This window comes from Pseudomonas sp. MPB03, from assembly GCF_046605385.1.
Classification (GTDB): Bacteria; Pseudomonadota; Gammaproteobacteria; order Pseudomonadales; family Pseudomonadaceae; genus Aquipseudomonas; species Aquipseudomonas zanjanensis.
The window spans coordinates 165,099-191,474 of sequence record NZ_CP176770.1; the positions used below are offsets into that span (position 1 = coordinate 165,099).

At 62.2% G+C, this 26,376-nt stretch carries 20 protein-coding genes; 10 read left to right on the forward strand and 10 right to left on the reverse strand.

The genetic code is table 11. From position 1 onward, the window contains the following. The first annotated feature begins 78 nt into the window (after positions 1-78). On the forward strand, positions 79-1,479 hold the full coding sequence (gene lpdA / locus ACLH0I_RS00645) for a dihydrolipoyl dehydrogenase (RefSeq protein WP_411386012.1): 1,401 nt from the start codon (positions 79-81) through the stop codon (positions 1,477-1,479). A 178-nt stretch (positions 1,480-1,657) separates the two neighbouring features. Here lpdA and ACLH0I_RS00650 read toward each other — a convergent pair whose 3' ends face one another. The 8 genes from ACLH0I_RS00650 to ACLH0I_RS00685 form a co-directional block, all read right to left on the reverse strand. Further along, the gene (locus ACLH0I_RS00650; RefSeq protein ID WP_411386013.1) at positions 1,658-3,808 is read right to left on the reverse strand and encodes a hypothetical protein; all 2,151 of its coding nucleotides are present in this window, start codon (positions 3,806-3,808) and stop codon (positions 1,658-1,660) included. Further along, complete coding sequence (locus tag ACLH0I_RS00655) at positions 3,795-4,988, reverse strand: DUF3142 domain-containing protein (protein WP_411386014.1); 1,194 nt, start codon at positions 4,986-4,988, stop codon at positions 3,795-3,797. Before ACLH0I_RS00655 ends, ACLH0I_RS00650 begins: the two co-directional genes overlap by 14 nt. 180 nt (positions 4,989-5,168) lie before the next feature. Further along, on the reverse strand, positions 5,169-6,500 hold the full coding sequence (locus ACLH0I_RS00660; protein WP_411384783.1) for an IS110 family transposase: 1,332 nt from the start codon (positions 6,498-6,500) through the stop codon (positions 5,169-5,171). A 271-nt stretch (positions 6,501-6,771) separates the two neighbouring features. After that, the gene (locus ACLH0I_RS00665; RefSeq protein ID WP_411386015.1) at positions 6,772-7,596 is read right to left on the reverse strand and encodes a class I SAM-dependent methyltransferase; all 825 of its coding nucleotides are present in this window, start codon (positions 7,594-7,596) and stop codon (positions 6,772-6,774) included. Beyond that, positions 7,590-8,744, reverse strand: a complete 1,155-nt coding sequence (locus ACLH0I_RS00670) for an acyltransferase family protein (protein WP_411386016.1) — start codon at positions 8,742-8,744, stop codon at positions 7,590-7,592. The genes ACLH0I_RS00665 and ACLH0I_RS00670 overlap by 7 nt, the downstream gene beginning before the upstream one ends. Next, complete coding sequence (locus ACLH0I_RS00675; RefSeq protein WP_411386017.1) at positions 8,741-9,613, reverse strand: class I SAM-dependent methyltransferase; 873 nt, start codon at positions 9,611-9,613, stop codon at positions 8,741-8,743. Before ACLH0I_RS00675 ends, ACLH0I_RS00670 begins: the two co-directional genes overlap by 4 nt. Further along, the gene (locus ACLH0I_RS00680) at positions 9,610-10,902 is read right to left on the reverse strand and encodes a glycosyltransferase (protein WP_411386018.1); all 1,293 of its coding nucleotides are present in this window, start codon (positions 10,900-10,902) and stop codon (positions 9,610-9,612) included. The genes ACLH0I_RS00675 and ACLH0I_RS00680 overlap by 4 nt, the downstream gene beginning before the upstream one ends. Continuing rightward, positions 10,896-12,500 carry a glycosyltransferase gene (locus ACLH0I_RS00685; protein WP_411386019.1) on the reverse strand — a complete coding sequence of 535 codons (1,605 nt, stop codon included), beginning with the start codon at positions 12,498-12,500 and terminating at the stop codon, positions 10,896-10,898. The genes ACLH0I_RS00680 and ACLH0I_RS00685 overlap by 7 nt, the downstream gene beginning before the upstream one ends. Positions 12,501-12,929: 429 nt before the next feature. On the opposite strand from ACLH0I_RS00685, the gene ACLH0I_RS00690 reads away from it, so the two are divergent. From ACLH0I_RS00690 to ACLH0I_RS00725, 8 genes are read left to right on the forward strand one after another with little or no spacing between them, the layout of a single operon-like run. Further along, on the forward strand, positions 12,930-13,844 hold the full coding sequence (locus ACLH0I_RS00690; RefSeq protein WP_411386020.1) for a GDP-mannose 4,6-dehydratase: 915 nt from the start codon (positions 12,930-12,932) through the stop codon (positions 13,842-13,844). Further along, on the forward strand, positions 13,841-14,809 hold the full coding sequence (gene gmd / locus ACLH0I_RS00695; RefSeq protein WP_411386021.1) for a GDP-mannose 4,6-dehydratase: 969 nt from the start codon (positions 13,841-13,843) through the stop codon (positions 14,807-14,809). Before ACLH0I_RS00690 ends, gmd begins: the two co-directional genes overlap by 4 nt. 3 nt (positions 14,810-14,812) lie before the next feature. After that, a complete protein-coding gene (locus ACLH0I_RS00700) occupies positions 14,813-16,264 on the forward strand; it encodes a mannose-1-phosphate guanylyltransferase/mannose-6-phosphate isomerase (protein ID WP_411386022.1) in 1,452 nt (483 codons plus the stop codon). Further along, positions 16,255-17,052 (forward strand): ABC transporter permease, encoded by a 798-nt coding sequence (locus tag ACLH0I_RS00705; protein WP_411386023.1) that lies wholly within the window; start codon positions 16,255-16,257, stop codon positions 17,050-17,052. The genes ACLH0I_RS00700 and ACLH0I_RS00705 overlap by 10 nt, the downstream gene beginning before the upstream one ends. Next, positions 17,052-18,317 carry an ABC transporter ATP-binding protein gene (locus tag ACLH0I_RS00710; protein ID WP_411386024.1) on the forward strand — a complete coding sequence of 422 codons (1,266 nt, stop codon included), beginning with the start codon at positions 17,052-17,054 and terminating at the stop codon, positions 18,315-18,317. Before ACLH0I_RS00705 ends, ACLH0I_RS00710 begins: the two co-directional genes overlap by 1 nt. Beyond that, complete coding sequence (locus ACLH0I_RS00715; protein WP_411386025.1) at positions 18,314-19,684, forward strand: glycosyltransferase family 4 protein; 1,371 nt, start codon at positions 18,314-18,316, stop codon at positions 19,682-19,684. The genes ACLH0I_RS00710 and ACLH0I_RS00715 overlap by 4 nt, the downstream gene beginning before the upstream one ends. Next, a complete protein-coding gene (locus ACLH0I_RS00720; RefSeq protein ID WP_411386026.1) occupies positions 19,675-20,805 on the forward strand; it encodes a glycosyltransferase family 4 protein in 1,131 nt (376 codons plus the stop codon). Before ACLH0I_RS00715 ends, ACLH0I_RS00720 begins: the two co-directional genes overlap by 10 nt. Further along, positions 20,806-21,936 (forward strand): glycosyltransferase family 4 protein, encoded by a 1,131-nt coding sequence (locus ACLH0I_RS00725; RefSeq protein ID WP_411386027.1) that lies wholly within the window; start codon positions 20,806-20,808, stop codon positions 21,934-21,936. Between the two features lie 197 nt (positions 21,937-22,133). On the opposite strand, the gene ACLH0I_RS00730 is transcribed toward ACLH0I_RS00725, so the two are convergent. Continuing rightward, positions 22,134-22,760, reverse strand: a complete 627-nt coding sequence (locus ACLH0I_RS00730) for a glutathione S-transferase family protein (protein ID WP_411386028.1) — start codon at positions 22,758-22,760, stop codon at positions 22,134-22,136. A 125-nt stretch (positions 22,761-22,885) separates the two neighbouring features. Continuing rightward, positions 22,886-23,788, reverse strand: coding sequence for a LysR family transcriptional regulator (locus tag ACLH0I_RS00735; protein ID WP_250961631.1), 903 nt, complete (start codon positions 23,786-23,788; stop codon positions 22,886-22,888). 330 nt (positions 23,789-24,118) lie between these two features. Between ACLH0I_RS00735 and ACLH0I_RS00740 the strand changes: the two genes are divergently transcribed. After that, positions 24,119-26,341, forward strand: a complete 2,223-nt coding sequence (locus tag ACLH0I_RS00740; protein ID WP_411386029.1) for an LTA synthase family protein — start codon at positions 24,119-24,121, stop codon at positions 26,339-26,341. Positions 26,342-26,376 lie beyond the last annotated feature (35 nt).

Here is a 26,376-nt window from a genome sequence, read left to right on the forward strand (position 1 = left end):
CTTAAGCCTTGACCGAAATCTCTGGAAACGCTCATATTACAGCCATAATTTTTTATCAGGCCAAGCGGGAGAACAGCGATGAGCAACTACGACGTGGTCATTCTGGGCGGCGGCCCTGGCGGGTATAACGCGGCGATTCGGGCCGGGCAGTTGGGACTGAAGGCCGCCTGCGTCGAAGGTCGAGCCACCCTGGGCGGCACCTGCCTGAACGTTGGTTGCATGCCCTCCAAGGCGCTGCTGCATGCCTCGGAACTGTACGAAGCGGCCACGGGCGCGGAGTTCGCCAACCTGGGCATTGAGGTCAGCCCCACCCTCAACCTTGCGCAAATGATGAAGCAGAAAGACGACAGCGTGGCGAGCCTGACCAAAGGCATCGAGTTTCTGTTTCGCAAGAACAAAGTCGACTGGATCAAAGGTTGGAGCCACATCGACGGGCCGGGCAAGGTGACCGTCACCGCTGACGATGGGACCAAGACCGAACTGAGCGCCAAGGACATCGTCATCGCCACCGGCTCGGAGCCCATGTCGCTGCCGGGCGTGACCATCGATAACCAACGCATCCTCGACTCCACCGGTGCCTTGTCCCTGGGTGAGGTGCCCCGGCATCTGGTGGTGATCGGCGCCGGCGTGATCGGCCTGGAACTGGGCTCGGTCTGGCGGCGCCTGGGCGCCCAGGTCACCGTGGTGGAATACCTGGATCGCATCTGCCCGGGCGTGGACGCCGAAGCTGGCAAGACCTTGCAACGGGCCTTGGCTAAACAAGGCATCCAATTCAAGTTGAGTGCGAAGGTCACCGGCGCCGCTTCTTCGGCCAGCGGCGTGCAATTGCAGGTCGAACCGGCGGCAGGCGGAGAAGCACAGACCCTGGACGCCGACTATGTGCTGGTCGCCATCGGTCGTCGGCCCTACACGCAAGGGCTGGGACTGGAGAACGTCGGGTTGAGCACCGACAAACGCGGCATGCTCGCCAACCAGCGTCACCGCACCGAAGCGCCCGGCGTCTGGGTGATTGGCGACGTGACGGCCGGACCGATGCTGGCCCACAAGGCTGAAGACGAAGCCATGGCCTGCATCGAACAGATCGCCGGCAAGGCCGCCGAGGTCAATTATGGGCTGATCCCCAGCGTCATCTACACCCGTCCGGAACTGGCCAGCGTCGGCAAGACCGAGGAACAACTCAAGGCTGAAGGCCGGACCTACAAGGTCGGCAAGTTTCCGTTCACCGCCAACAGCCGGGCCAAGATCAACCACGAGACCGAAGGGTTCGCCAAGGTCCTGGCCGATGAACGCACCGATGAAATCCTTGGCGTGCACCTGGTGGGCCCGAGCGTCAGCGAGATGATCGGTGAGTACTGCGTGGCCATGGAGTTCAGCGCCTCGGCCGAGGATATTGCCCTGACCTGCCACCCCCACCCTACCCGCTCGGAGGCGTTGCGCCAGGCGGCCATGAACGTGGAGGGGATGGCGACGCAGATGTAGGAACAACGCAAAGCTGGAGCGAACAATCTTTTGTGGCGAGGGAGCTTGCTCCCGCTGGACCGCGAAGCGCTCCCCATCGTTTCCCAGGTCAGGCAGCGGACTCGCAAAATGACGGCTGCTGCGCAGCCGAGCGGGAGCAAGCTCCCTCGCCACAATTTGTGCTCGGCTGGCCGTTAGTTTAGCTGGCCGACATCCGCGCCTTGCGCCGGCGCCGGCTGATCAGCCCCAACGCCATCGCCACCACCAGCACGGCCCCGCCCACTTGCAGCCAAACCTTGTAAGGCCGCAGCGTCGAGCGGATCGGGTCCAAGGCCTGGGTCACGTAGCGTTTGTTCGCCGAGCTGAAATCCGGTTCCTGGCATTGATGGCCGAAATCCCCGGCCCAAACCACATACGGACCGTCCTTCACATAACGCTGGTACAACACGCTTTGCTCTTCAAGGCTGGAGTTGTATCCCACGGCTTTGCACAGCACCGCCGCAAACGCCTGGCTGGTATGGGGCAGATAATCCGCCGCTTGGCTCGCCAGCGCCGTAGCGACAAACCGATAGTGATAACGCACGTCCGGCTGCGCGGCGCTGGCCTGCTGGCGTTGCACTTCACCTTCGGCCACCAGCGGCCCGACCTTCAGCTCGACCGGTTCCAGGCTGTAGTTGCCGCCCAGGCTGGCGTAATCCGGCGCCATCTCATAGCCGAGCAGTTCCATGCCCCATTTACGCGCCATCCGGGACGCATCGAAATACGCCTCGGCCCGCCGGGTTGGCCACCATTTGGACTCCGCGTCCTGGCGCAACTGCCCATAGGCACGGGCCTTGTTCTGCAGGTCCGGGTTATCGAAATAAGCCGGCGCCTCATCAAAGCGCCCTTCCCTCAGCAAACGCCGACCCAGCAGATTGCGCAGGCTCGCGGCCACGGGCAGCGGCACGTAGTTGTCTCGATCCGCCTGGCTCAACGCCGGTGGCGCCGGGACTTGGGCGTCGACGTACTGCTTGAGCTCCTCCACCGTGAGCACCCGCTCAGCGACGGCGGCGGCGTCATACCAATAGTTGCCCTGGCCGCGATAGAGCTGATCGAAGGCTTGCAGATAATCACCGCGCTGCAAGGCCAGGATTGCGCTTTCACCCTCGACCCGGCACTTGGGTTGCACCGACTCGTAGTTCCAATCCGGTGTGCGACGGTTGCCCCAGGACTCATCGTTCGGAAAGGCCTGGGCAGCCTTGGCATAAGCTGCCGCCGCGGCCACCTTGTCGCCTTCGCGCAAGGCCAGCTTGGCGCGCACCCACCAGGCCAGGCCTGTGTCGGCAGCCTTTTGCACAAATGCCTGGGCGCTGGCGTAATCGCCGTGCTGGTAACTCACCGCCGCCAAACGGTCGGCATCGTCCAGGTTGTCCCGAGCGTTGGCCTGTAACAGCTTGACCAGCCTTTTCTCACCCGAAGGTTCTTCACCGTCCCACCAGCCGACGCGGCTGAGCAGATAGGCGGTGACCAGCCGTTGCACCGACTTGGTCTTGAGCAATTCACTCAAGCGTTCATCTGGCTGGACGCTCAAGCCTTGTGCCAATTGCAGCAACGAGCTGTAGCCGACCGGTGAGCCTTGCAGGTTCTGGATCGCGTACAGGCCGATGGCGCTGTCCCAGTCGTCTGCGGTGTAGGCCACCCGGGCTTCTTCACCGAGGCTGGCAATACCCAGTTCCAACGGATCGCTGAAGCCGGCAATGCTCATTTCCCGGGCCTGGCGAAACGCTGCGCGCGCCTGGTCCTGCAAGGCCACGGGGTCGCCACTGCCCGCCTCGGTGCTCACGGCGAACAAGGCCCGTCCCAGGGAATACGCGGCCCAGGTGCTGCGCAACCGACGTTGATCAGCGGGCAATGCCAGCAATTGCTGGAAGGCCTCCACGGCGCGCTGATGTTCACCGACATTAAAAGCCGCCGCGCCGAGCGCATACAGGCGCAGCTCGTCCGGCAGATTCGCCGCTTCAGCCGCCACCTGGTCGATGTCAGTCAACGCGCGCAAGCGCTCCACCACCGCTTGTTGCGGCGGGGTCAGGCCAATCTGTTCGGCCTTGGTGCGTTGCTCCACGTAGGAAGGCAGGTCGTCATAGCTGTAGTCCGGGTTGCGCGTCGCCTCGGTGGCCGGCTTGAGCCCGGCAATCGCCTGGCCGAGACGGCTGACCTCGAAGCGAAAGCTGCCTTCGGGCAATTCCGCCAGCGTCTGGGCGCGGTTATCCAGCAGGCGCATCGGGAAATCCGGCCCGCAGGCCAGCGCCGGGCCCAACGGCAGGCACAGGCTCAGGCACAGCAGATGACGAGGCCACTCACGGGTAAACATTGAAACCTCCTTGGTCGATTTTCGTACAGCGCGCCCAGCCGATTGCCCGTTGGCTACCCGCCGCCAAGCGGCCTTCCTGAATGCGGGTGAAGGTAAGCAGTCCGGGGGTTTGTTGCAACGTATAACCGGCCAAGGCATCGACACCGTCACAGGCGCCGACCGTCAGCGTCAGGCGCTGGGGCCAGGGACTGTCAAGATTGCCCTGGTTGACCAGGCGGATATCGTACAAGCCGTCCTGCTGCTCCCACTGCAACGCCAGGCGACTGTCCAGATGATCGCCCCGAGCGACAGCACCGAGGGTGGTCAGGCTCCATGCCCGTCGGTCCCCGGCCAGGGGCAGGCGAAACCAGATCAGCCCGGCAAGATGTTGCGGCGGGTCCGCCCGCAAATCTGCCGCAAGCCCGGCCACTTGTTGCGGATCGGCCAGCAACTCCTGACGCTCGCCGCCGCGATCGATCGGCACTTCGCTTTCCACCACCGGCATGCCGCTCTCCTGGGTCAGCAGCGCCACGCCGTAGGCCGGCAGGGCCAGGTAAAACGGTCGCGAGGTGAGTTCACCCCAGCGTTGTGCCCAGCGTCGGGCCTGTTTCGGATCGAACAGGCCTTGCCGTGGATCACTCACCGCGTGGACCTGCAGCACGCTGCTGTCCACCGCTTCCAGCAACCCCGGCAATGCGGGGCTGTCGAGCCAGGCCGGTAGCGCCGTGATGCTGAGCCGCAGATTGGCCGGCAGGCTGTGCCGCAGTTGGCCGAGGAATTGTCCATAGGCCGGCAACCGCGCATTGCCAGCATCGTGGTCGATCTCCACGCCCACCGGGGTCAGGCCTTGGGCTTGCCAATCGCCCAGCACTTGCTGGATTTGCCCGATGACTTCGTCCTGGTCCAGGGCCTTGAGCTGGCCGTCCAGGCGAATCACGGCGATCAGCGGACGACCGTCCGCCTTGACCAAGGCCGGATCGATCCGCGCACGACGCCAGCCCGCCCCGGGGAACGCCTGCAACGCCAGCACCCGCAGCGTGGAAAAGTCACCCTGGCTTTGGCGCAGCGCCAGCCCGTGGGCCGGCGTCCATTGGCGTTGCCAGATATAGAGTTGTTGATCGAGGGCCGGCGCCGGGGATTGTTCGCAGCCCCCTAGAAGCAACGCGGCGAGGGCCAGGGTGAGCCGGGAAAGAAACGTCATGAAGCCTTACCATCCATAAAAGTCTGGCAGATTACGCCCCCCGGATCCTGGCGAATATCTGTGGCGAGGGAGCTTGCTCCCGCTTGGGTGCGCAGCGCCCACCGAATGGGGGTCGCTTCGCAACCCAGCGGGAGCAAGCTCTCATCAAACAAAATCCATCCCCTTGTTCTCCAAAGCTTTTTAAGCCGCGACCAATCGAACACCCAGCTTTGTAGCCTTACGCTGTAAGGCTCTAAGCTGACGATCACGACTTTTGGCCTCGTACTCGTCCATATCCTGCGCCACGTAAGGCTGTCCCTTGGTCAGCATGGCGTAGATCAGGCGGGCCAGCTGGTGAGCCGTAGCCTTAATGGCGCAGGCCGTATCCATGCGAGCCAATCGGGCGCGGTGACTGGCACCGATAAAACTTTTATCGGTGCGGGCGCTAGAGGCCGCCTGCTTCAACGCTTGTGCCGCCCGGTTAAATACCTTGGGGACATGACCGGGCAAGGGTTTTCCCCCCGATATTCGGGTTGAGGGCGCTACCCCCAACCAAGAACTGAAATGTTGCTCAGTCGGAAAACGCGACAAATCAGGTCCGACTTCGCTCGCCAGAACCAAGGCAGATTCGATTCCGATGGTGGGAATCGCGGTCAGGTCCACGCCCATGATTCTCACAAGTGCCTGGTGCAAGCTGGCCTGTTCATCTGCCGAGCGATGCGGGCTACGCAGTGGCTTGGTGGGTTGCGGGGGCTCATGGTTCAGCACTGGGAGTCGATCAAGTGCCTGAGTGATGGCCTGATCACATTCGGCAATCTGCTTCTCAAGGAAATCATGAGCAGCCACCTCCTGAGCCAAAGCATGCAGATGCTCGACTCGCCAGTTACCGTGCAGGCTGCGGGCAATGGTTTGGTGATCGGCCTTGATACGGCCGTCTCGGAAGTTGGCCAAGACTTGAGGGTCACGCTCGCCATCGATGATGGCCTTGATGATTTTCATCCCTGTCACGCCAGCAATATTGCTGATGACATTGGCTAACTGAATATTCATCTGCGTCAGGGCTTTTTGCATGCGGTTGATGGTCTTGGCTTGATCACGAACCTTCATGGCCCGCTGGCGAACCAATGATCGCATCGAGCAAATATCATCAGCGGGTCGGAAAGCACCTCTGAGTAAGCCATGGGTCATGAGTTGCCAGATCCACTGGCAATCCAGAACATCGGATTTACGCCCGCTTATCTGACGAGTTGCACGGGAGTTGACCAGGTACACCTCAAAGCCCCTTGAATCGAGAAGCTCGAACAGGGGTATCCAGTAAACGCCAGTGGCCTCCATCGCCACGACCTTGATTTTCAGCGATTCCAGCCATTCGGCCAGCCTCACCAAATCCTCAGTGAAGGCCGGAAAACAGCGAACAGGCTTGTCGCTTTGATCGGGATTGACGCCAACCCAGTGCTCGCGGCTGCCGATATCGATACCGGCACAATGAGGGTGAATCACTTCAAATCGTTTCTGCTGCTTCTTGCGCGCCATGACAATTCCTCGCAGGATTGAATGGCGCGCGGGGAACACGGTGGCGAACGGATTCACTCTCTCATACGTGGTCACAGCTTGCTGTGCCTACAACGACTCCACGCCGATACCGTGCCGGCCACTCTCCCTCGCGGGTGCGGACACACCAGTGATAGCTACGGCCTCTTTCCCCGCGCGCACCCAATCTTAAGCCGAGCACTTGTTTGCTGCGCGACAGCGCAGCGTCGGCGACGCGGCGGGGACTCCCTCGCCACAAAAGGCGCCCTTGCTGCTAGGAGAGCGCGCCAGGCTTACGCGCAATAATGACCTGACTCTTGGCCACCACCGCGTCCAGCGCCTGCTTGATCTGCGCGCCACGCGGCGAATTCAGCACGGCTTGCCAGGTGTCGGCCCAATGATTGAGCAACGGGTGGTCGGGGTTGCTGAAGTCGACCTTGGCCTCCCAGAACAACAGCATCCACATCGACCAATAGAATCCGTATTGGCTGTGGCTCAACACTTCCAAGCCGGCCTCGCTGACCATCGCCTTGAACTGCTCTTCGCTGATGATGCGAATGTGGTTGGGCTTGCGGAAGTACTCCGGCGCGGCGATGTCCTTTTGCAGGTCTTCGGAACTGGGGTGCGGCACGCTCAGCAGGTACAGCGCACCGGGCTGGCCGACCCGCACCAGCTCGGCGAGGAATTGCGCCGGGTCGTCGACGTGCTCGATGACTTCGGTGGACACCACCCGGGTGGCCGTGGCGTCGGCAATCGGCAGCGGGTTGCAGTCGGTCACGTGGCACTCGACTTCGCGCGCGGGGGTGTCGCTCAAGCGCTGGCGAGTGGCTTCGACCTTGGCCGCGTCGATGTCGGCAATGATGATCTTCGCCCCGCGCATTCCACAAAAATGCACGTTGCCGCCGTCGCCGCAGCCCACGTCCAGCAGCGTGTCTTCAGGCGTCACCGGGAAACCCGTGAACAGTTCGCCGGTTCGCTGGTTGAACCAGCCGCTGAGCATCGCATCGTGCAGCCCGAGCATATACGGGTCGACTTTCTCGGCGGCCGGCTCGGCGGGCGCGGGCATGCCCGTGGTGAGTTTCTTCAAAAGGCTCAGCATGTCGGGGCTCCAGGGAGAGGAAGGACGGTTCGGGCGGCGGACAGGCGTTCAACCAGCCGGGCACCACGGTTGCGCATGGGCATTTCGACCCAGCGGTAATTGAGCTCGCTCAACAGCCCGATCAATAACAACGCACACACCAGCGCCGGCCAGGGATGGCTTGCAGGGTCCGGCGAGCCCAAGGGGGCGAAACGAAACCACAACTCACGCAGCAGGAAAAACACCGGGATGTGGATCAGGTAGATCCCATAGGAACGACTGCCCACCCAAGTCAGCGCCGTTTTCAGTCGACCGCGGGGCAACAGATAATCCCGATCATACGAGGCCACCCAGACCAGCACGGCGCTGAGCACGGCAATGACCCCGAGACGGTAGAACGACAAATTGAAGTGCTCGGTGGCGATCCCGGCCATCACGCTGCCAAGGCCCAGCACCAGCAGCACGCCCAAGGGCGGGCGGCGCAACCACGTGGGCTCGAAGCGCCAGTAGCTGGGCCGCAGGCTCCAGATCGACAACAACACACCCAGCGCCAAGGCATCGGTACGGATCACCGACAACCACAGCGCCCGCCAAGTGAAGAATTGCACCAGCACCACCGCCAGCAACACCCACACCAGGTAGCGACGCGAGACGAACACCAGCAACGGCAGGATCAGATAGAACTGCTCTTCCAGCGACAGCGTCCAGTACACGAAGCTTGCGCCGTATTCATACTGCATGAACGCATCGGCAAAACGCAGGTTGGCGAATTGCAGGAAACCGGCCAGCGTCGCCTGCAGGTTGGCCTGCACGCTGCCAAACGCCCCGGAGCGGTTCAGGAAGAACACCGCGAACAGCACCAGCAGCAGCCAGAGCCAGGCCGACGGCAACAGGCGAAACGCGCGGCGAATCCAGAAGTCCCGGGTGACGGCCCAGAATTGCCGGGGGTTATCGCAGCGCCGCAATTGCGGGATCAGGCTGCGTCCGATGACGAACCCGGAAATCGCGAAGAACAGGTCCACGCCCCACCACAACTGGAAACTGTCGGCCAGGGCCGCCAGGCGCGGCCATCCGCCCGGAAACGGCATGCCTTGCAGGTGATGGAACAACACGCCGATCACCGCAACGGCGCGCAACAACTCGATGTCCATGATCCGCTTGCTGCTCATGAAGGACTCCCGGAAGAACGATCGGGTTTACGCGCGATGATGACCTGGCTCTTGGGCATGAACCGGTCCAGCCCCTGCTTGATCGCCAAGCCGTCGGGCTGCGCCAGCAAGTCCTGCCAGAGGCTCGCCCAGCGCTCCATCAACGGTGGGTACGGCGCCTGGATACGGTCGCGCACGGCCCCCTCGAGGTCCCGGCCCGCCGCTCGCTCGCTAGCCCAGAAGAAAATCATGCCCATGACCCAAAAAAATCCGTTGGCCTGACGATGCTCGATCACCAGCCCGGCGTCTTCCACCAGCGCAGCGAATCGTTCGGCAGTGAAAATCTGCACATGGTTGGGCGCTTGAAAGTAGCCCGGCGGCGCGATGCCTTGCTGCAAATGCTCGCCCACCGAGGCCGGCACGCTGAGCAGGTACTGCGCCCCGGGCCGGCCCATGCGCACCAGTTCGGCCATGAACGGCGCTGGATCAGGGATATGCTCGAGCACTTCCATGCAGACGATCTTGTTCGCACAGCCATCGGCCAGGGGCAGCGGCAGGCTGTTGCTGACCAGGCCCAGGAACGGCGCGGCGGCCTGGGCTTCGACCTGGCGGGCGAGGTCGCGCACCTTGTCCTGTTCGCTGTCGGTAAAGATCACGGACGCGCCCTGGCGCATTGCAAACAGGGTCGCCACGCCTTCGCCACAGCCGACATCCAGCAAAGTATCCTCGGCCGTGATAGCAAAGCCCTTGAGCAACTCACCGGTTTCACTGCAAAACCAACCGTCGAGCATCGCGTCGTAGAGGCCGGCATCCCGGGGCGAAACGGCCGCCGTCGGCGGTGGCGAGGGTTCGACCGGTGGCCTGAGCCCGGCCAGCCATCGGCGGATCATGGTTGCTGCGCGTTCCGGCGCCGCTCGGGTATGGCTTCGAAAAACGCCCGCAAACGCTGCTCGGCGTTGGCCTGGCTGCAGAATTTTTCCAGGCTGCGCACGGCGTGGGCCGACATCCGGCGATAACGCTCGGGGTCGTTCTTGGCCACGTCATAACTGGCGCGATAGGCCGAACACAGCGAGTCCCAATCGGTGACATACCGCAGGGTGCGGTACGCGGCACGCGGGTCGTGGGGCCAGGCGGTCAATTCCTCGGTCGACTCCACGATGAAGGCGTTGTCAGGGTCGATGTAGTCGGCCATCGCCGTGTTCAGCGGCGCAATCGCCGGACGGCCGCAAGACATGAACTCCATCAACGGCAGGCACTGCCCTTCGCCGTAGGAACTGTTGACCACATACCGGGTGGCTTCCACCAGTCGTTCGTAGTCCGCGTCTGCCAGGTAACCGTGTATCAGCACAATGCGACAGCGGTACGACTGGTTCTTGTAGACGTGGTGAAGCATGTCGGTGAGCGCGGCGGTGACATCATGGTGAGTCAACTTGAGCACCAGGGTTGCGTCGGCAACGTCGCGAAACGTCGCGCAAAATGCGCTGATCATGTCTTTCCAGTTCTTGCGACCGTCGTAAGGATTGAACACGGAGGTGTAGATCACACCGTCCAGCAGTAACTCGCAATCCTCGGCCGGGCCGTCCAGCACCAGCGGCATACCGGCCTGATGCGCCGGTGGGCCATACGGCCGCAGGTCGGTGGTGCGGCTGTCGATCAACAGGCCGTGCAATTGCAGGCGCATGTGATCCACTGTCGGCCGCTGGGCCAGCGCCGCCCCACGGGCGGCAAAGCGGTCCCATACCGGCGCGGCGACGGCGGCGATGGGGAAGTCCGCCCCCATCACCTCGCGAACGGTTTTGACCGTGAAGCTGGAATGGGTGATCGCCATGCCGGTTGCGCCCAAGACCACCCGCCAATCGTGCCGGGGCTCGCCCTGCCAGCTTTCGGTGGGAATGGTGCTGAACTCCCAGGCAAACACCGGGATCGTCGGACAGGCGTAGTGGGCGGCGGTGCGGTGCGGCGGTGAAAACGACAGGAATACGCAATCCTCGCCGCGCCCCAGGCAATCGGCATAAAGCTCGTCGACCTCTTCGTCAGGTCGAGTCACTTCGACGACCTGCCCCAACCGCTCCAGCACCGGGCGGAACTCCTTGAGCACGAAGTAATAGCTGTACTCGGGCTTGCCGAGATTTTCCAGGATGTTGCTCTGGTTGGTTTCCGAATAAATGATGATCAACATGAGGCGGTACCTGCCTGGGCCACCCGCGACAGCCCTTCATCACAGCCTGGCGCCGCCAGGAAATCCGCCAGGCGCTGCTGCACCGGGGCGAACCCGCAATAGCGGCGCATCCGCTCGCTTGCGGCAACGGCCATGGCCTGGTAGGCCTGCGGCTGCTGCTTGGCCATGGCGTAGCTCTGCTCATAGGCGAGTTTCAATGATCCCCAGTCGGGCCGATGGCGCAGGGTGCGATACAAAATGCGCGAGTCTTCCGGCCAGATCGTGGGTTCGCGGCTGGATTTGACGATGAAGGCCACTTGCGCGTCGATGTAGTCGCGCATCGCCGTGTGGTCCGGCGCGATAGCCGGGCGCGCGCAGGACATGAATTCCATCAGGGGCAGGCACAGGCCTTCGCAACGGGACGCGTTGACGTAGAAACTCGCCGCGCCATACAGCCGGGCGAATTGTTCGTCCTCCAGGTAACCGTGCATCACCACCACCCGGCAACTGAATGGCGATAGCTGGGACAGCAGCGTCAGCAGCTCGACGTAGTAGGTCGACAAATCGTTCTGGGTCATCTTCAGCACCAGCGTGGCGTCTTCGACGTCGCGTAGCGCCCAACAGAAGGCGGTGATCAACTGATGCCAGTTCTTGCGACCGTCATCAGGGTTGAACACGCTGACGTACACCACCCCGCTGACGTCGGTTCCCGCCATCTGGCTGGTGTCCGGCAGGACGGCTTGGGGATGTTCCGGTGGCGCGGGCTCAGGAACGGGCTCGACGACTAACGGCGGCGGTGGCCCCCTCAGGACCCGGCTGGTGGCAACGCGTACCGGCACCGGAATCAGGTCGCGGACCGCCTCGCGATACCAGCACAGCAGGTTGTGCTTGAACAGCCAGACGGGGCCCTGCTCGCTCCTGCCGGTGAAGGCGCGGACGACTTCGCGCAGGTAATGACGGGAAATGAATGCCCGCCGCCGCCAAGTCAGCGGCGGCGGTACGATGTCTGGATCAACGCTAGGCTCTGGTTCCGGCTCACCTTCGAAAATCGGCGCGATCAAGCCATCCGCCGACAACCCGAGGGGCCGACTGTCGATGATGCAACCCTTGATCTGCAAGGTCGTTCCGGGGTTGACCGGCCGGCTTGGGTGTTGCTCACGAACCGCCGCGAAACGCTCCCACAGTGGCGTGGGCAACACCAGCACTGGGAAATCCTCACCCAACGTCCGACGGATCGCCTCGGCCGTGTGGCTGGACAAGGTAATCACCCGGCCATGACGGGCCAGCGTGCGGCTCCAGTCATGCCGCGGGTCGTCATCCCAGTGCTCGGCCGGGATCGAATCGAACTCCCAGGCCACTACGCAGACCATCGGGCACAGCAGGTCGAGCGGGGTCTTGTGCGGGGGGGAAAACGAAAGGAACAAGCAGTCCTGTCCGGCCTGCCGCAACGTTTGATAAAGCGGATCGACCTCTGCGACCGACGACACCACATGCACGGGTCCCAGGCTTTCCAGCACGGGGCGATAGGCCTTGAGCACGAAGTAATAGCTGTACTCAGGGCGACCGAGGCTCTGACTGATGGAGTGATCGTTTACATCCGAGTAAAGAATGAAATTCATGGCATCCCATCATGGCGCCGCCATCCCGGCAGCCCCAACTTCATGACGGTCGAGTCACGCATCGAGCCGGCCCGGGAGCCGCCACGCGTCGTTAATCTTGCTACCCGTCTCGTTCTTGTTTTTTTATGGTCCCGTCCCTTGCGGTTTGATCCGAAGATCGGAACCAGGGGCAAGTGTGACGAGGGGCATTCTAAACACATCCGCCAAGGGTTCGTGAACCGCTCGATGTGAATAAACCCGCTATAAATATGAGAACTGGTCAGTCACGGTTTGCGCTGTTGAAATTGCTGCGAAATTGGCACAGATTGGCAACCAAACAACTACAACAAATGCTTCGCTAAGCTGATTGTTGAGTGACATTTCCCCGATCTTACGGAAATTTCCTACTCAATTCGCGATAGACGAGGTCACCGTCAAGGGGGCTGGTGCTTGAAAAAACGTCTGTTCGTTACGGGCCTCAGCGGTTTCGTTGGACGTCACCTCGGATTTCGACTGAGCGGTCATGATTCGGCCTGGCAGGTGATGCCTGTCGCCGCGCGCTACGACCTGACGGATGCCAAGACCCTGGAGGGTCTCTGGCCCGAGGTTCCCGACGCCGTGATCCACCTGGCGGGCCAGACCTTTGTCCCTGAAGCCTTCCGCGACCCGGCACGCACCCTGAACATCAACCTGTTGGGCACCTTGAACCTGCTCCAGGCCCTCAAGGCCCGGGGGTTCACCGGCACGTTCCTGTATGTCAGCTCCGGTGACGTCTATGGTCAGGTCAGCGAAGACCGGCTGCCGATTACCGAACTGCAAGCACCCGCCCCGCGCAACCCGTACGCCGTGAGCAAGCTGTCGGCCGAGCTGCTGAGCCTGCAATGGGGCATGAGCGAAGGCTGGCCGGTGCTGGTGGCTCGCCCGTTCAATCACATCGGCCCCGGCCAGAAGGACAGCTTCGTCATTGCCAGCGCCGCCCGGCAAATCAGCCGGATCAAGCTGGGCCTGCAACCGGCCCGGTTGCAGGTGGGCGATATCGACGTGACCCGCGACTTCCTCGATGTCGGCGATGTGATTTCGGCCTACCTGGGGCTGCTGGAAAAAGGCGCCCCGGGGCAGGTCTACAACATCTGTTCGGGTCGCGAGCAGAGCATTCGCAGCCTGATCGAACAACTGGGCGATATCGCCCAGGTCGACGTGCAACTGATCCAGGACCCTGCGCGTCTTCGCCGCGCAGAACAGCGTCGCGTCTGTGGTAGCCCTGCCAAGCTACGACAGGCCACCGGATGGACGCCCGAAACAACAACACAACAATCCTTGCGGGCGATCCTGTCCGACTGGGAGATACGGGTACGACAAGAATGAAAAGTGCATTGATCACAGGGATCACCGGCCAGGACGGCGCGTATCTGGCCAAGTTGCTGCTCGACAAGGGTTACAAAGTCCACGGTCTGGTAGCGCGACGCAGCAGCGACTCGCGCTGGCGGCTGCGAGAGATCGGCATCGAACAAGACATCGTTTACTTGGACGGTGACATGGCCGACGCCTGCTCGGTGCAGCGGGCGGTGATCAAGTCGGCGCCGGACGAGGTGTATAACCTGGCCGCGCAAAGTTTCGTCGCGGCCTCCTGGGACCAGCCGGTGACCACCGGCATCGTCGACGGGCTGGGGGTCACTCACCTGCTCGAAGCCATTCGCCAGTTCAGTACGCAGACCCGTTTCTACCAGGCCTCCACCAGCGAAATGTTCGGCCTGATCCAGGCCGAGCAACAGGACGAGCACACCCCGTTTTACCCGCGCAGCCCCTATGGCGTCGCGAAACTGTACGGCCACTGGATCACCGTCAATTACCGGGAAAGCTTCGGCCTGCATGCCAGCAGCGGCATCCTGTTCAACCACGAATCACCGCTGCGCGGCATCGAGTTCGTGACCCGCAAGGTCACCGACGCCGCCGCGCGCATCAAGCAGGGCAAGCAGCAGGAGTTGCGCCTGGGCAATATCGACGCCAAGCGCGATTGGGGCTTTGCCGGCGATTACGTCGAGGCCATGTGGCTGATGTTGCAACAGGACACCCCCGACGATTACGTAGTGGCCACTGGCGTCACCACCACCGTGCGCGAGATGTGCAGGATCGCCTTCGAACACGTGGGACTGGACTACCGTGACTTCGTCAAGATCGACCCGGCGTTTTTCCGCCCGGCCGAAGTCGAGGTTTTGCTCGGCAACCCGACCAAGGCCCAACGGGTCCTGGGCTGGAAGCCCCGGACCGACCTCGACACCCTGATCCGCATGATGATGGATGCGGACATGAAACGCGTCGCCAAGGAGTAGGCCATGCTCATCCCTGTGATTCTCTCCGGCGGAGCCGGGACGAGGTTGTGGCCAGTGTCCCGCGAGGGTCATCCCAAGCCTTTCATGCGCTTGCCCGACGGCCAATCGTTGCTGGGCAAAACCTACCGGCGTGCCGCGGGGTTGTTCGATGGCCGGGGCGATATCGTCACGGTCACCAATCGCGAATACTATTTCCAGAGCCGCGATCACTATCAAAGTGCTCACCTGGAGCGTCACCGTGGGCACTTCGTCCTCGAACCCACGGGCCGCAACACCGCGCCGGCCATTGCCACGGCCACCCTCGCCATTCAGGCCTTGCATGGTGACGAGGCGATCCTGGTGGTCATGCCGGCCGATCACCTGATCCAGGACGAGGCGGCCTTCCAGGCATCGGTGGCGCACGCCGTGGAACTGGCGAAGAGCGGTCACCTGGTGACCTTCGGCGTGCTGCCCTCGGCGCCGGAAACCGGATTCGGCTATATCGAACGGGGCCAGCCGCTGGACACCAAGGGCGCAGCCAAGGTCGTTCGCTTCGTCGAAAAGCCCGACTTGCCGACCGCCACGCAGTATCTGGAAAGCGGCCGTTTCTTGTGGAACTCAGGAATGTTCTGCTTCTCGGTCAAGACCCTCTTGGCGGAGCTGCAAGCCCACGCGCCCGAGCTGCTGGAACAGGCGCGCGCCTGTGTCGCGGCCAGCACGGCGGTGGAAACCTCAGGGTGCGTGCAGCAGGAATTGTCCGCGGCGCATTTCGCCGACATGCCAGACATCTCCATCGACTATGCCTTGATGGAGCGCTCCGCCAATGTCGTGGTGATCCCGGCCACATTCGATTGGAGCGATATTGGTTCCTGGAGCGCCGTCGCCGGCCTGGTGCCCGCCGACGCGCAGAACAACCGCGCCACCGGCGAGGCCCTGTTCATCGACAGCCAGCACAACTTCGTCCAGAGCGAAGGCCGTCTGGTGGCGGCCCTGGGCGTGGAAAACCTGATCATCATCGACACCGCCGACGCCGTGCTGGTGGCCCATGCCGACCGCGCCCAGGATGTGCGCCGCGTCGCCCGGCAACTCAAGGACAAGGCGCACGAAGCCTATCGCCTGCATCGCACGGTCAGCCGTCCATGGGGCAGTTATACCGTGCTCGAAGAGGGGCCGCGCTTCAAGATCAAGCGCATCGTGGTCAAGCCTGGCGCGTCGCTGTCGCTGCAAATGCACCACCATCGCAACGAACACTGGGTGGTGGTCGAAGGCATGGCCAAGGTCACCAACAATGGCTCGGGTTCGCACCTGGTCGCCAAGAATGAATCGACCTTCATCCCGGCCGGACACAAGCATCGCCTGGAGAATCCCGGCGTGATCGATCTGGTGATCATCGAAGTGCAAAGTGGCGAATATCTGGGGGAAGACGACATCGTTCGCTTCGAAGACCACTACGGCAGGGTCGACGCATGTTGCTGAGCCTGCCCCACTCCCTGTGGAACTACCGCGGCTTCGTCCTGGGCAGCGTCAAGCGCGAATTCCAGGCGCGGTATCGCAACTCGTTGTTCGGCGCGTTGTGGACGGTGCTCAACCCGTTGTCGATGATCCTCGTCTACACGGTGATTTTTTCCCACATCATGCGTGCCCGCCTGCCGGGGGTCGAAGATGGCATGGCCTACAGCGTCTACCTCTGCGCCGGGCTGCTGACCTGGGGCTTGTTCGCGGAGATCACCACCCGCAGCCAGGGCATGTTCCTGGAAAACGCCAACCTGCTGAAAAAGATCAGCTTCCCCCGGATCTGCCTGCCAGTGATCGTGCTCTTCAACGCGGGCATCAACTTCGCGATCATCCTTGGGCTGTTTCTCGGTTTCCTGTTGATCACCGGACGCTGGCCAGGCGTCACCTTGCTGGCCCTGGTGCCGCTGCTGGTCTTGCAAGTGATGTTCGCCGCCGGGCTGGGCATGCTGCTGGGGATCCTCAATGTGTTTTTCCGCGATGTCGGGCAACTGTTCGGCATTTGCCTGCAATTCTGGTTCTGGCTCACGCCGATCGTCTACCCGATGACGATCCTGCCGCCGTCGATCCAGCAACTGCTCGCATTCAACCCCATGACCGCCCTGATGCAGAGCTACCAGAACCTGTTTCTCTATAACCAGTGGCCGGTCTGGAGTTCGCTGGTGCCGTTGCTGGTGCTCGCCCTGCTGTTGTGCGTATTGGGCTTGCGCATGTTTCGCCGGCGCGGCGGTGAAATGGTGGATGAACTCTGATGGGACATTTGCGTGTCACCGGCCTGGGCAAGGCCTACAAGCAGTATCCGAACCGCTGGAGCCGGCTGTTGGAGTGGTTGGTTCCCTTTTCCCGCCAGCGCCATCAACTGCACTGGATCCTCCAGGGCGTGGATTTCGAGATCCAGCCCGGGGAAGCCGTCGGCATCGTCGGGGTCAACGGTGCCGGCAAAAGTACGTTGCTCAAGATGATCACCGGCACCACCCAACCCACCTGCGGCCACATCCAGCTACAAGGCCGCGTTGCCGCGTTGCTGGAACTGGGCATGGGCTTTCATCCGGACTTCACCGGTCGCCAGAACGCGTTCATGGCCGGTCAGTTGCTGGGCATGCAGGTGGAGGAAATCGAAGCCCTGATGCCCGAGATCGAGGGCTTCGCCGAAATCGGCGAGGCCATCGACCAGCCGGTACGCACCTATTCCAGCGGCATGCAGATGCGCTTGGCGTTCAGTGTCGCCACCGCCCGGCGCCCGGACATCCTGATCGTCGACGAAGCGCTGTCCGTGGGCGATGCCTACTTCCAGCACAAGAGCTTCGAGCGCATCCGCAGCTTCCGCAAGGCCGGCACCACGCTGCTGATCGTGTCCCATGATCGCTCGGCGATCCAGTCGATCTGCGACACCGCGATCCTGCTCGAACACGGGCGCATGGCCATGCGCGGCAAACCGGAAGAGGTGATGGATTACTACAATGCGATGCTGGCCCAGCGCGAAGGCCAAGTGGTCCGCCAGGAAATGCTCGCCAACGGTCAGGTGCGGACCATTTCCGGCACCGGCGAGGCCGGCATCGTCGATGTGCATTTGCTCAACAACCAAGGGCAATCGGTGGAAGTGGCCGAGATCGGCCAGCCGATGGTGCTGCAAGTGCGGATTGAAATCCGCCAGGACATCGAGCGGCTGGTGCTGGGCTTTTTGATCAAGGACCGCCTTGGCCAGCCCATGTACGGCATCAACACCCATCGCCAGGACAAGGCCGTGACCGACCTCAAGGCCGGCGAACAGATCACCTTCCGTTTCAGTTTCGACATGCGCCTGGGCAAGGGCAATTACTCCGTCGCGCTCAGCCTGTCGCGGCTGGACTCGCACTTGGACCGTAACTTCGAATGGCGCGACTACGGATTGGTGTTCCACGTGATCAATAATCGCCAGGAAGATTTCGTCGGCTGTTCCTGGCTCCAGGCCCGGACCAGTATCCAGCGTTCGAGCCAGACGGCCGTCGAGGCGGTGCCGCAAAAGGAGTTGCCATGAGCCGTCTGTTGGTGGATTGCACCTATGTATATGACCACCCGAATGACAACTCCGGCATCCAGCGAGTGGTGCGCAACGTCATTCGTGAATTGCCGGCCAAGGATCGGGGGCGCGAATGCATTCCCGTGGTGATGCTGCAGGGCAAGCTGTACGAAGTGAAAAGCCTGGCCCCTCTGCCCACGAACGGACTGGATCTGGCCAGTCTGCGAGCACGGCTGGTACAGTTCGCCAACCTGTTCTGGCTCAGGCAGCGGACCCTCGAACAACGGCGCCCCTTCAGCCAGTCGATCTGGGCTCGCCGCTTCTTGTACGTGGCTTGCCGACTGTTCGCCCTGGCGTGCTTGAGCCTCCCCATTCGAATCCTCGATCGTCTCCTCAAGCGCAAGCCAGTCCCGGCACGCAGCGTACCGCTGGCACATCGGGCCGGCGATCAACTGGTGTTGCTGGACTCTTCCTGGCACTCAGGTTTCTTCCCCCTGGCCGAACAGCTCAAGCGTGATGGCGTCGGGATCATCTCAGTGGTCTACGACCTGATTCCCCTGACCCATCCGCAATTCTGCGATGCCGGACTGGTCAAGGTGTTCAACCATTGGTTCGACTGGATCGCCCGCACCGCCGACGGCTACATCGCCATCTCCACCACCATCCGCGACCAGCTTCGCCAGGAAATGGTCCGGCGCATTGGCGAGCAAGAGGTGCGCAAGCGCTGGTTTGACTATTTCCACCTGGGCAGCGAACTGGACCTGGTTGACGCCACTCAGGCCCTCGACCCGGACTTGCTGCGGCTGTTCAAGCGCCCCGAGCCAGTGTTCTTGATGGTCAGCACCATCGAGCCGCGGAAAAACCACGCCTACCTGATCGATGCATTCGAGCGGGCCTGGGCCGCCGGTTCACAAGCGCGGCTCTGCATCGTCGGCAAGATCGGCTGGAAATGCGAAGCCCTGATCGAGCGCATTCAACGCCATCCGCAGCTCGACAGCCGCCTGTTCATGTTCAACAACCTGGCGGACCAAAGCCTGGAACACGCCTACCGACACGCCACTGCGCTGGTGTTCCCGTCCTATGTGGAGGGCTTCGGCCTGCCATTGGTAGAGGCCATGCAACGCGGCTTGCCAGCGATGGGCAGCGACATTGAAGTGTTTCGGGAAATCGGCGGTGATTTCATGGCCTACTTCGATCTTGACGACCCCCAAAGCCTGGCGAACCTGGTCATCGACATGGAACACACCGGGCTATTCCCGGCCAAGCGCAATCTGGATCAATGGCAATGGCTGAGCTGGCGCCAGGCCAGTGCGCAATTGGTGGAGCGAATCGAGGGCCACATTATTGGTGCAGCGATCGTCGACAGGGAAACAACATGCGGATAGCCCTCAACGCACGCATTCTCCAGGCGCCCCGCACGGGCATCGGCCACTACGTAGCGGAACTGGCGACTGCCTTGGCGCGGGAGCCGGACGTACAGTTGTCGTTGTTCCACGGTTGGGGCTGGAGCCCGCAGTTGCCACCAACAGCCAAGCCAGGCTATTCCAAGCTGAGCCCGTTGCTGCGACGGGTTCCGGGCGCCTACCAAGCGCGGCGCTGGCTGGAGCAGAAACGCTTCGACCAAGGCCGTTCAAAGGCTATCGACCTGTATCACGAACCCAGCCTGTGGCCGTTGGCTTTCGAAGGGCCGACGGTGATCACCCTCCATGACCTCACGCACCTGCGCTACCCCGAGACGCAGCCACCGGCACGCCTGAAGGAAATCGAGCGACGGCTCAGCCGCGCAGTGGAACAGGCCCAATTGATTCTGACCGATTCGCAGTTCATCGCCGATGAAGCCCAGCAATATTTCGGCGTTCCCGCCGAGCGCCTGAGGGTCGCGCCGCTTGGGGTGGCGGCACGTTTCCACCCGCGCGAACCGGAAGCGATCGACAACGTGCTCAAGGCCCATGGGCTGGAGCACGGTCGATATTTTCTCTGTGTCGGCACCCTGGAGCCACGCAAGAACCTGTTATTGGCCTTGCGCGCCCATGCCGGGCTTCCTGAGTCCATACGTCAGGCTTTTCCTTTGTTCATTGTAGGAATGAGCGGATGGCAACAGGCACAGCTCAATGATGAGTTGAAACGCGCCCTGGCTGATGGTCATGTCTGCCTGGCGGGTTACCTGCCTGACGAACAGGTCGCCCAGTTGTTGGCGGGGGCACGGGCATTGGTTTTCCCGTCGTTCTACGAAGGCTTTGGCCTACCGGTGCTTGAAGCCATGGCCAGCGGCACGCCGGTGATGACCACCCGCTGCTCGGCGATGCCTGAAGTGGCCGGGGCGGCTGGCATTTATTGCGAGCCCGACGATCCACAAGGCATGCGCGACGCCATGCAGCGGTTGATTGAGGATCGCCCGCACTGGCAGGCGTGTCGGGAAGCAGGCTTACAACAGGCTGCGCTGTTTTCCTGGGAGCGCTGTGCAAAGGTCACGGCTCAGGCGTATCGCCAGGTCTTGGGAGGTTGAATGCGAGTCCTGCACTTTTACAAAAGTTATTTGACTGACTCCATGGGCGGTATCGCACAGGTCATTTTCCAACTGTGCGACAGCAGCGACCAACTGGGTATCGATAACACCGTGCTCACATTGAGCGAACATCCCGCACCGGGTCCGATCCAGCTTCGACAGCATGTCGTCCATCAAGCCCGAATGGACTTCCAACTGGCGTCCACGGGTTTCTCCTACAGCGTGTTCAAGAAATTCCGTGAGCTGGCCGCCGAAGCGGACATCATCAATTTCCACTTCCCTTGGCCATTCATGGACTTGGTGCACTTTTGCAGTGCCGTGAAAAAACCCTACGTCGTAACCTACCATTCGGACATCGTTCGCCAGCGGCAACTGCTCAAGCTTTATCGGCCGCTGATGAAACGTTTCCTGGACGGCGCCGATCGCATCGTCGCGGCCTCGCCTAACTATGTGCATACCAGCGATGTGCTCAAGGAATACAGCGCCAAGACCCGGGTCATCACCTACGGCCTGAACAAGACGAGTTATCCACAGCCTGATGCCGAGCGCATGGCGGGATGGAAGGCAAAACTGGGCGAACGCTTCTTTTTGTTCGTGGGGGTGATGCGGTACTACAAAGGCCTGCACATTCTGCTCGACGCCCTCAAAGGCGTGGATTACCCCGTGGTCATCGTGGGTGCCGGGCCTCTGGAAAAACAACTGCATGCCCAAGCCGCGGCATTGGGCTTGCGCAATTTGCATTTCCTCGGCCGCCTCGGGGACGAAGACAAGGTTGCATTGCTGGAACTGAGTTATGCCATCGTATTCCCTTCGCATTTGCGCTCTGAAGCCTTTGGCATTTCACTGCTTGAAGGCGCGATGTTCGGCAAGCCGATGATCTGCAGCGAAATCGGCACCGGCACCAGCTACATCAACATCCACGACGAAACCGGCCTGGTGGTGCCACCGAGCAACCCAGAGGCCTTCCGCGAAGCGATGCGTACCCTGTGGGAAAACCCGGCGCAGGCTCAGGTAATGGGTGCCAGGGCCGAAGCCCGCTACCGCCAGTTATTCACGTCCGAAGAGATGGGCCACAAGTGGGTGCGGTTGTATGAGGAACTGCTGGAGGAAAAGGCGCTTTCCTACGCCTGATATTCCAATGAAATCCCTGTTTAGACCGGGACATCATTAACCCCTGTGGCGAGGGAGCTTGCTCCCGCTGGGCTGCGCAGCAGCCCCAGAGCCGACACCGCAGCCATGCCAGGCACACCGCGCGCCCTTTTCAGGGGGTTGCTTCGCAACCCAGCGGGAGCAAGCTCCCTCGCCACACAGCCTACCCACTCAAATGCTTAGGCGTGCTTTTGCAACCCGACAACCGTACGCGGCATGCCCACGAACCCGGGCAAGGCTTCGATCCGCGCCAGCCAGGCCCGCACATGGGCGTAGTCCTCCAACGACACATTGCCTTCCGGTGCATGGGCGATGTAGCTGTAGCCGGCGATGTCCGCGACGGTCGCCGCGTCACCCGCCAGGAAAGCACGGGCGCTCAATTCTTGATCAATGACGCTCAACACAGTGTGGGACCGGGCAATCACGTCCTCAGCGTTGTAGGCCGCGCCAAACACCGTGATCAAGCGCGCCGTGGCCGGCCCCGCATGGATCGGCCCGGCCGCCGCCGACAACCAGCGCTGCACCCGGGCGGCACCGACTGGATCGGTGGGCAGCCAGCGGCCCTGGCCATATTTTTGCGCCAGGTACACGAGGATCGCGTTGGAGTCCGCCAGCACCACACCGTTATCATCGATGACCGGTACTTGGCCAAACGCATTGAGCGCAAGGAAATCCGCCTGTTTGTGCGCGCCCTTGGCCAAGTCGACAAAGATCTCCTCGACCGGCAGTTCAAGTAACGACAGCATCAGTTGAACGCGATGGGAATGGCCGGAAAGCGGGAAGTGATAGTGCTTGATCGGGTTCATGGTCGACTCCGCTGCAAGTGACGCCATCAGCACAACGGCGTCGATGGGGTCATCTTCCGCCCAAGGCAAAAACAAGAGAATCACCTGCAGATGCAATCCATTGTTTCAGCCAGAGAAACAATGCTTCAGCCGCTCAAGGCGGGATGTTCGCGCAATGCACTGACAACAAAATCGACAAAACTGCGGACCCGCGCCGGCGCATTGCGCCCGCCTTGGTACACCACATGGATCGGCAGCGGCGGCAATTCGAAATCGGCCAGGACGATTTCCAGCTCACCGGCGGCCACGTTGCCCGCCACCTGATAAGACAGGATTCGCGTCATCCCCAGCCCCTGACAAGCGGCGGTAATCGCCGCCTGGTTGGCCGTCACTACCAACCGCGGCACGGGCCGGACGGCCAACGGTTGGCCTGAATCGATGAAGGTCCAGCTTTTGACCTGGCCAATGGCCGATGACGCCACCACGGGCATTCGCTCCAGGTCATCCGGATGCCGGGGCCGCCCGTGGCGCACGAAGAAATCCGGGGAGCCGCACACCACCCGCCGCACTTCACCGACCCGCACGGCGTGCAGGTTGCTATCCGGCAGCTCGCCAATGCGCAGGGCAACGTCGATGCCCTCCTCTACCAGACTGACCGTGCGGTCCAACAACAAGGCGTTGATGCTGACCTCGGGGAATCGGTTCAGGTAATCCACCAGCAGCGGCGTGACGAACAATTGCCCGAACAGGACCGGCGCGGTAATCGTCAACTGCCCGCGGGGCTGGACGTGACTGCCAGCCGCCGAATCCTCGGCCTCCTGCAAATCGTTCAGGATCCGCCGACAGTCCTCGAGAAAGCGCTGGCCGGCTTCGCTCAGGTACACGTTGCGAGTGGTACGGACCAGCAGTGGCGTGCCGATGCGTTGCTCCAACGCCGCCACCGCCCGCGTAACGCTGGCCGCCGACAGGCCCAGGCGCCGCGCCGCCGACGAAAACCCCGACGCCTGGGCCACGGCGAGAAAAACCTGCATTTCCTGGAACCTGTCCATCCATCCCCCGATGAGAAATCCTGATACAAGTTTTCTGCGCGCCTCAAAGCAACGCGACACGGCCATTGTAGGGGCCTGCGCCAGTGAACCACAGCGTAGCGCAGCCGAACACCGGGCCATTGGCCCGGCCAGGGGCGACGGGCCTTGCTACCATCTCTTTTCATGACAGTTTCATGACCGACGGAAGAACCCTGTGGGAGCGAGCCTGCTCGCGATGGCGGTGTGTCAGTCACTATGAACTCAGCTGATCCGGCGCTATCGCGAGCAGGCTCGCTCCCACAGGGGCAGTGTCCGTTCAGTAGAATGATTTCAACCGAAAGGCCTGCTTTTGTGAACGTTCTTTATCGCGCTTCAACCCATCCCCGCGCCTCGCTCATCGCCCTGATTGGCTGCGTATTGATGGTCCCCATTGGCCTGCGTCTCGCCCTGGGTTGGTCCGACCCGTTGGGTTATCTCTCGGACCTGGGTATCGGCGGGTTGTTGATCGTGCTGCTCCATCGCCGTCCCGGGTGGCTGGCATTCCCGATATTACTGGCCTGGAGCGCATTGACCCTGGCCAGCATCGAGCTGGTCAGCGCGGTGGGACGGATGCCCAGTCCTTCGGATATTCATTACCTGACCGACCCGCAGTTCGTTGAAAACTCCACCAGCGGCGGCTTCGCCCATCCGTGGCTGGCTGCGATCCAGTTGGCAGCACTGGCGTTGTGGCTGGTGAGCCAATGGACCTGCCGCCCCCACCATGCGCCACGCTTGCCGCGCCGCGCCTGGGCCGTGCCGGTGTTGCTCCTGCTGAGCCACGGCGCACTGCAAGCCTGGCGCCCCAGTGAGGCGGATCAATGGAATGTCTTCAACCTGCCCCACCAACTCGTCACGGCGGGGATCGCCGCCGGGCAGGACCAGGCCCGGCAATGGCTCGATGGCGACACCGTAGATCCAATCCCGCCCATGGAAGGGCTGACCCGCCTGGACCTCGATGGCCGCAAATTGCTGGCCGAACCGGGGCGTGCGCGCAACGTGCTGGTTATCGCCCTGGAAGGCATTCCCGGCGCCTATGTGAGTGCCAATCGCCAGGCCTTGAAAAGCAGCTACCAGGAAAACCTGATGCCACACCTCAGCGCCTGGGCCGAGCGCGGCATGAACACCCCCGATTACGTCCTGCACAGTCACCAGACCATTCGTGGCTTGTACGCAATGCTGTGTGGCGATTACGACAAGCTCGACGACGGCACGCCCAAAGGCGTCGAAATGCTCAACCAGACCCAGCGCAACCAAGCCTGCCTGCCGGCCCAGTTGCGCCAGAACGGCTTTTCCACGCATTTCCTGCAGGGCGCAGGCCTGCGCTTCATGGCCAAGGACCGGATCATGCCGCATATCGGCTTCGACACGACCCTGGGCATGGAGTGGTTCACGCGCCCCGCCTATCTGGAATTTCCTTGGGGCAAGGACGACAAGACGTTCTTCGAAGGCGCGCTGGACTACGTCGGGCAACTGCAACAGGCGGACAAGCCCTGGATGCTGACTCTGCTGACCGTGGGCACGCACCAGCCCTACTCCGCGCCGGACGACTACCTGCAACGCTACGACACGGCCAAGCAGGCGGCGGTGGGTTACCTGGACGACGCACTGGCGAACTTCCTGGCGGGCCTGGAACGCCAGGGCATCCTGGATAACACCCTGGTGGTCATCACCTCGGACGAATCCCATGGCATCGACGATGTGCGGCTGGCCTCGTCCTGGGGGTTCAACCTGACACTGGCGCCGGACCCCTTGCCCCGGATCAAGTCAGGCACCTACGGGCATGTGGACCTGACCGCCTCGATCCTCGATTACTTCGGCTTTGCGGTGCCCAAATCGTTGTCCGGCCGCTCGATGTTCAGGGATTACCCGACGGGTCGGGAAATCATGTCGTTCACCAACGGCAAGCTGCGCTACCACGATGGCAAGCGCACGTTTACCGAATGCGATTTCCTCCAGCATTGCCGTGACTACACCAGCGAAGGCTTCATCGCCGACCGCGCCATCTATGGCGGGCAATACAGCGGCCAGCGCGCCCGATTGATCAGCGCCCGGGCCACCGCCCTGGACCAGACACTGCTGCGCACGCCCTTGAACCAGCATTATCAGTTCGGCAGCGCCGATAAAATCCCACTGCCGGCCCAGGTCATCGACGACTGGGCCGACAACCTGATCGGTGCCCAGTACCTGGAAATGCCCAAGGGCTCGCAGACCCGTGTCAGCCTGACCATCCGAGCCGTGGAAGCTGACCATGCCGCCTACATTTCCCTCAAGGCCAAGGAGTTCGAGCAGGATGTGCCGATGGACCTGCCGACCGAGGTGGCGGTGACACCCGACCAGCCGCTGGTGATGAACATCAGCTTCGACAACCCGCAGCAGCGCAAGGCGTTTTCCTTCCATCTGCTCGGTCATGGGGTCGGCGCCATAGAGATCAGCGACTTCAGCGTCGTGACCGAACTGCCGGATCAGGCAGGCCAGACGGACCAGCCGCAATACCTGGACGATATGCAGGAAGACAGCGAGGCCCAATCCAGCTGAACAAAAAACGCGCAGCCATGGCTGCGCGTCTCAAT

What these genes read in the sequence shown, in the direction of transcription:
- gmd (WP_411386021.1), top strand. Translation starts at nt 13,841, where the DNA reads ATGAAAAGTGCATTGATCACAGGGATCACCGGCCAGGACGGCGCGTAT.
- ACLH0I_RS00715 (WP_411386025.1), top strand. Translation starts at nt 18,314, where the DNA reads ATGAGCCGTCTGTTGGTGGATTGCACCTATGTATATGACCACCCGAAT.
- ACLH0I_RS00720 (WP_411386026.1), top strand. Translation starts at nt 19,675, where the DNA reads ATGCGGATAGCCCTCAACGCACGCATTCTCCAGGCGCCCCGCACGGGC.
- ACLH0I_RS00680 (WP_411386018.1), bottom strand. Translation starts at nt 10,902, where the DNA reads ATGTTGATCATCATTTATTCGGAAACCAACCAGAGCAACATCCTGGAA.
- ACLH0I_RS00700 (WP_411386022.1), top strand. Translation starts at nt 14,813, where the DNA reads ATGCTCATCCCTGTGATTCTCTCCGGCGGAGCCGGGACGAGGTTGTGG.
- ACLH0I_RS00650 (WP_411386013.1), bottom strand. Translation starts at nt 3,808, where the DNA reads ATGTTTACCCGTGAGTGGCCTCGTCATCTGCTGTGCCTGAGCCTGTGC.
- ACLH0I_RS00670 (WP_411386016.1), bottom strand. Translation starts at nt 8,744, where the DNA reads ATGAGCAGCAAGCGGATCATGGACATCGAGTTGTTGCGCGCCGTTGCG.
- ACLH0I_RS00655 (WP_411386014.1), bottom strand. Translation starts at nt 4,988, where the DNA reads ATGACGTTTCTTTCCCGGCTCACCCTGGCCCTCGCCGCGTTGCTTCTA.
- ACLH0I_RS00725 (WP_411386027.1), top strand. Translation starts at nt 20,806, where the DNA reads ATGCGAGTCCTGCACTTTTACAAAAGTTATTTGACTGACTCCATGGGC.
- ACLH0I_RS00735 (WP_250961631.1), bottom strand. Translation starts at nt 23,788, where the DNA reads ATGGACAGGTTCCAGGAAATGCAGGTTTTTCTCGCCGTGGCCCAGGCG.
- lpdA (WP_411386012.1), top strand. Translation starts at nt 79, where the DNA reads ATGAGCAACTACGACGTGGTCATTCTGGGCGGCGGCCCTGGCGGGTAT.
- ACLH0I_RS00665 (WP_411386015.1), bottom strand. Translation starts at nt 7,596, where the DNA reads ATGCTGAGCCTTTTGAAGAAACTCACCACGGGCATGCCCGCGCCCGCC.
- ACLH0I_RS00675 (WP_411386017.1), bottom strand. Translation starts at nt 9,613, where the DNA reads ATGATCCGCCGATGGCTGGCCGGGCTCAGGCCACCGGTCGAACCCTCG.
- ACLH0I_RS00730 (WP_411386028.1), bottom strand. Translation starts at nt 22,760, where the DNA reads ATGAACCCGATCAAGCACTATCACTTCCCGCTTTCCGGCCATTCCCAT.
- ACLH0I_RS00705 (WP_411386023.1), top strand. Translation starts at nt 16,255, where the DNA reads ATGTTGCTGAGCCTGCCCCACTCCCTGTGGAACTACCGCGGCTTCGTC.
- ACLH0I_RS00710 (WP_411386024.1), top strand. Translation starts at nt 17,052, where the DNA reads ATGGGACATTTGCGTGTCACCGGCCTGGGCAAGGCCTACAAGCAGTAT.
- ACLH0I_RS00660 (WP_411384783.1), bottom strand. Translation starts at nt 6,500, where the DNA reads ATGGCGCGCAAGAAGCAGCAGAAACGATTTGAAGTGATTCACCCTCAT.
- ACLH0I_RS00685 (WP_411386019.1), bottom strand. Translation starts at nt 12,500, where the DNA reads ATGAATTTCATTCTTTACTCGGATGTAAACGATCACTCCATCAGTCAG.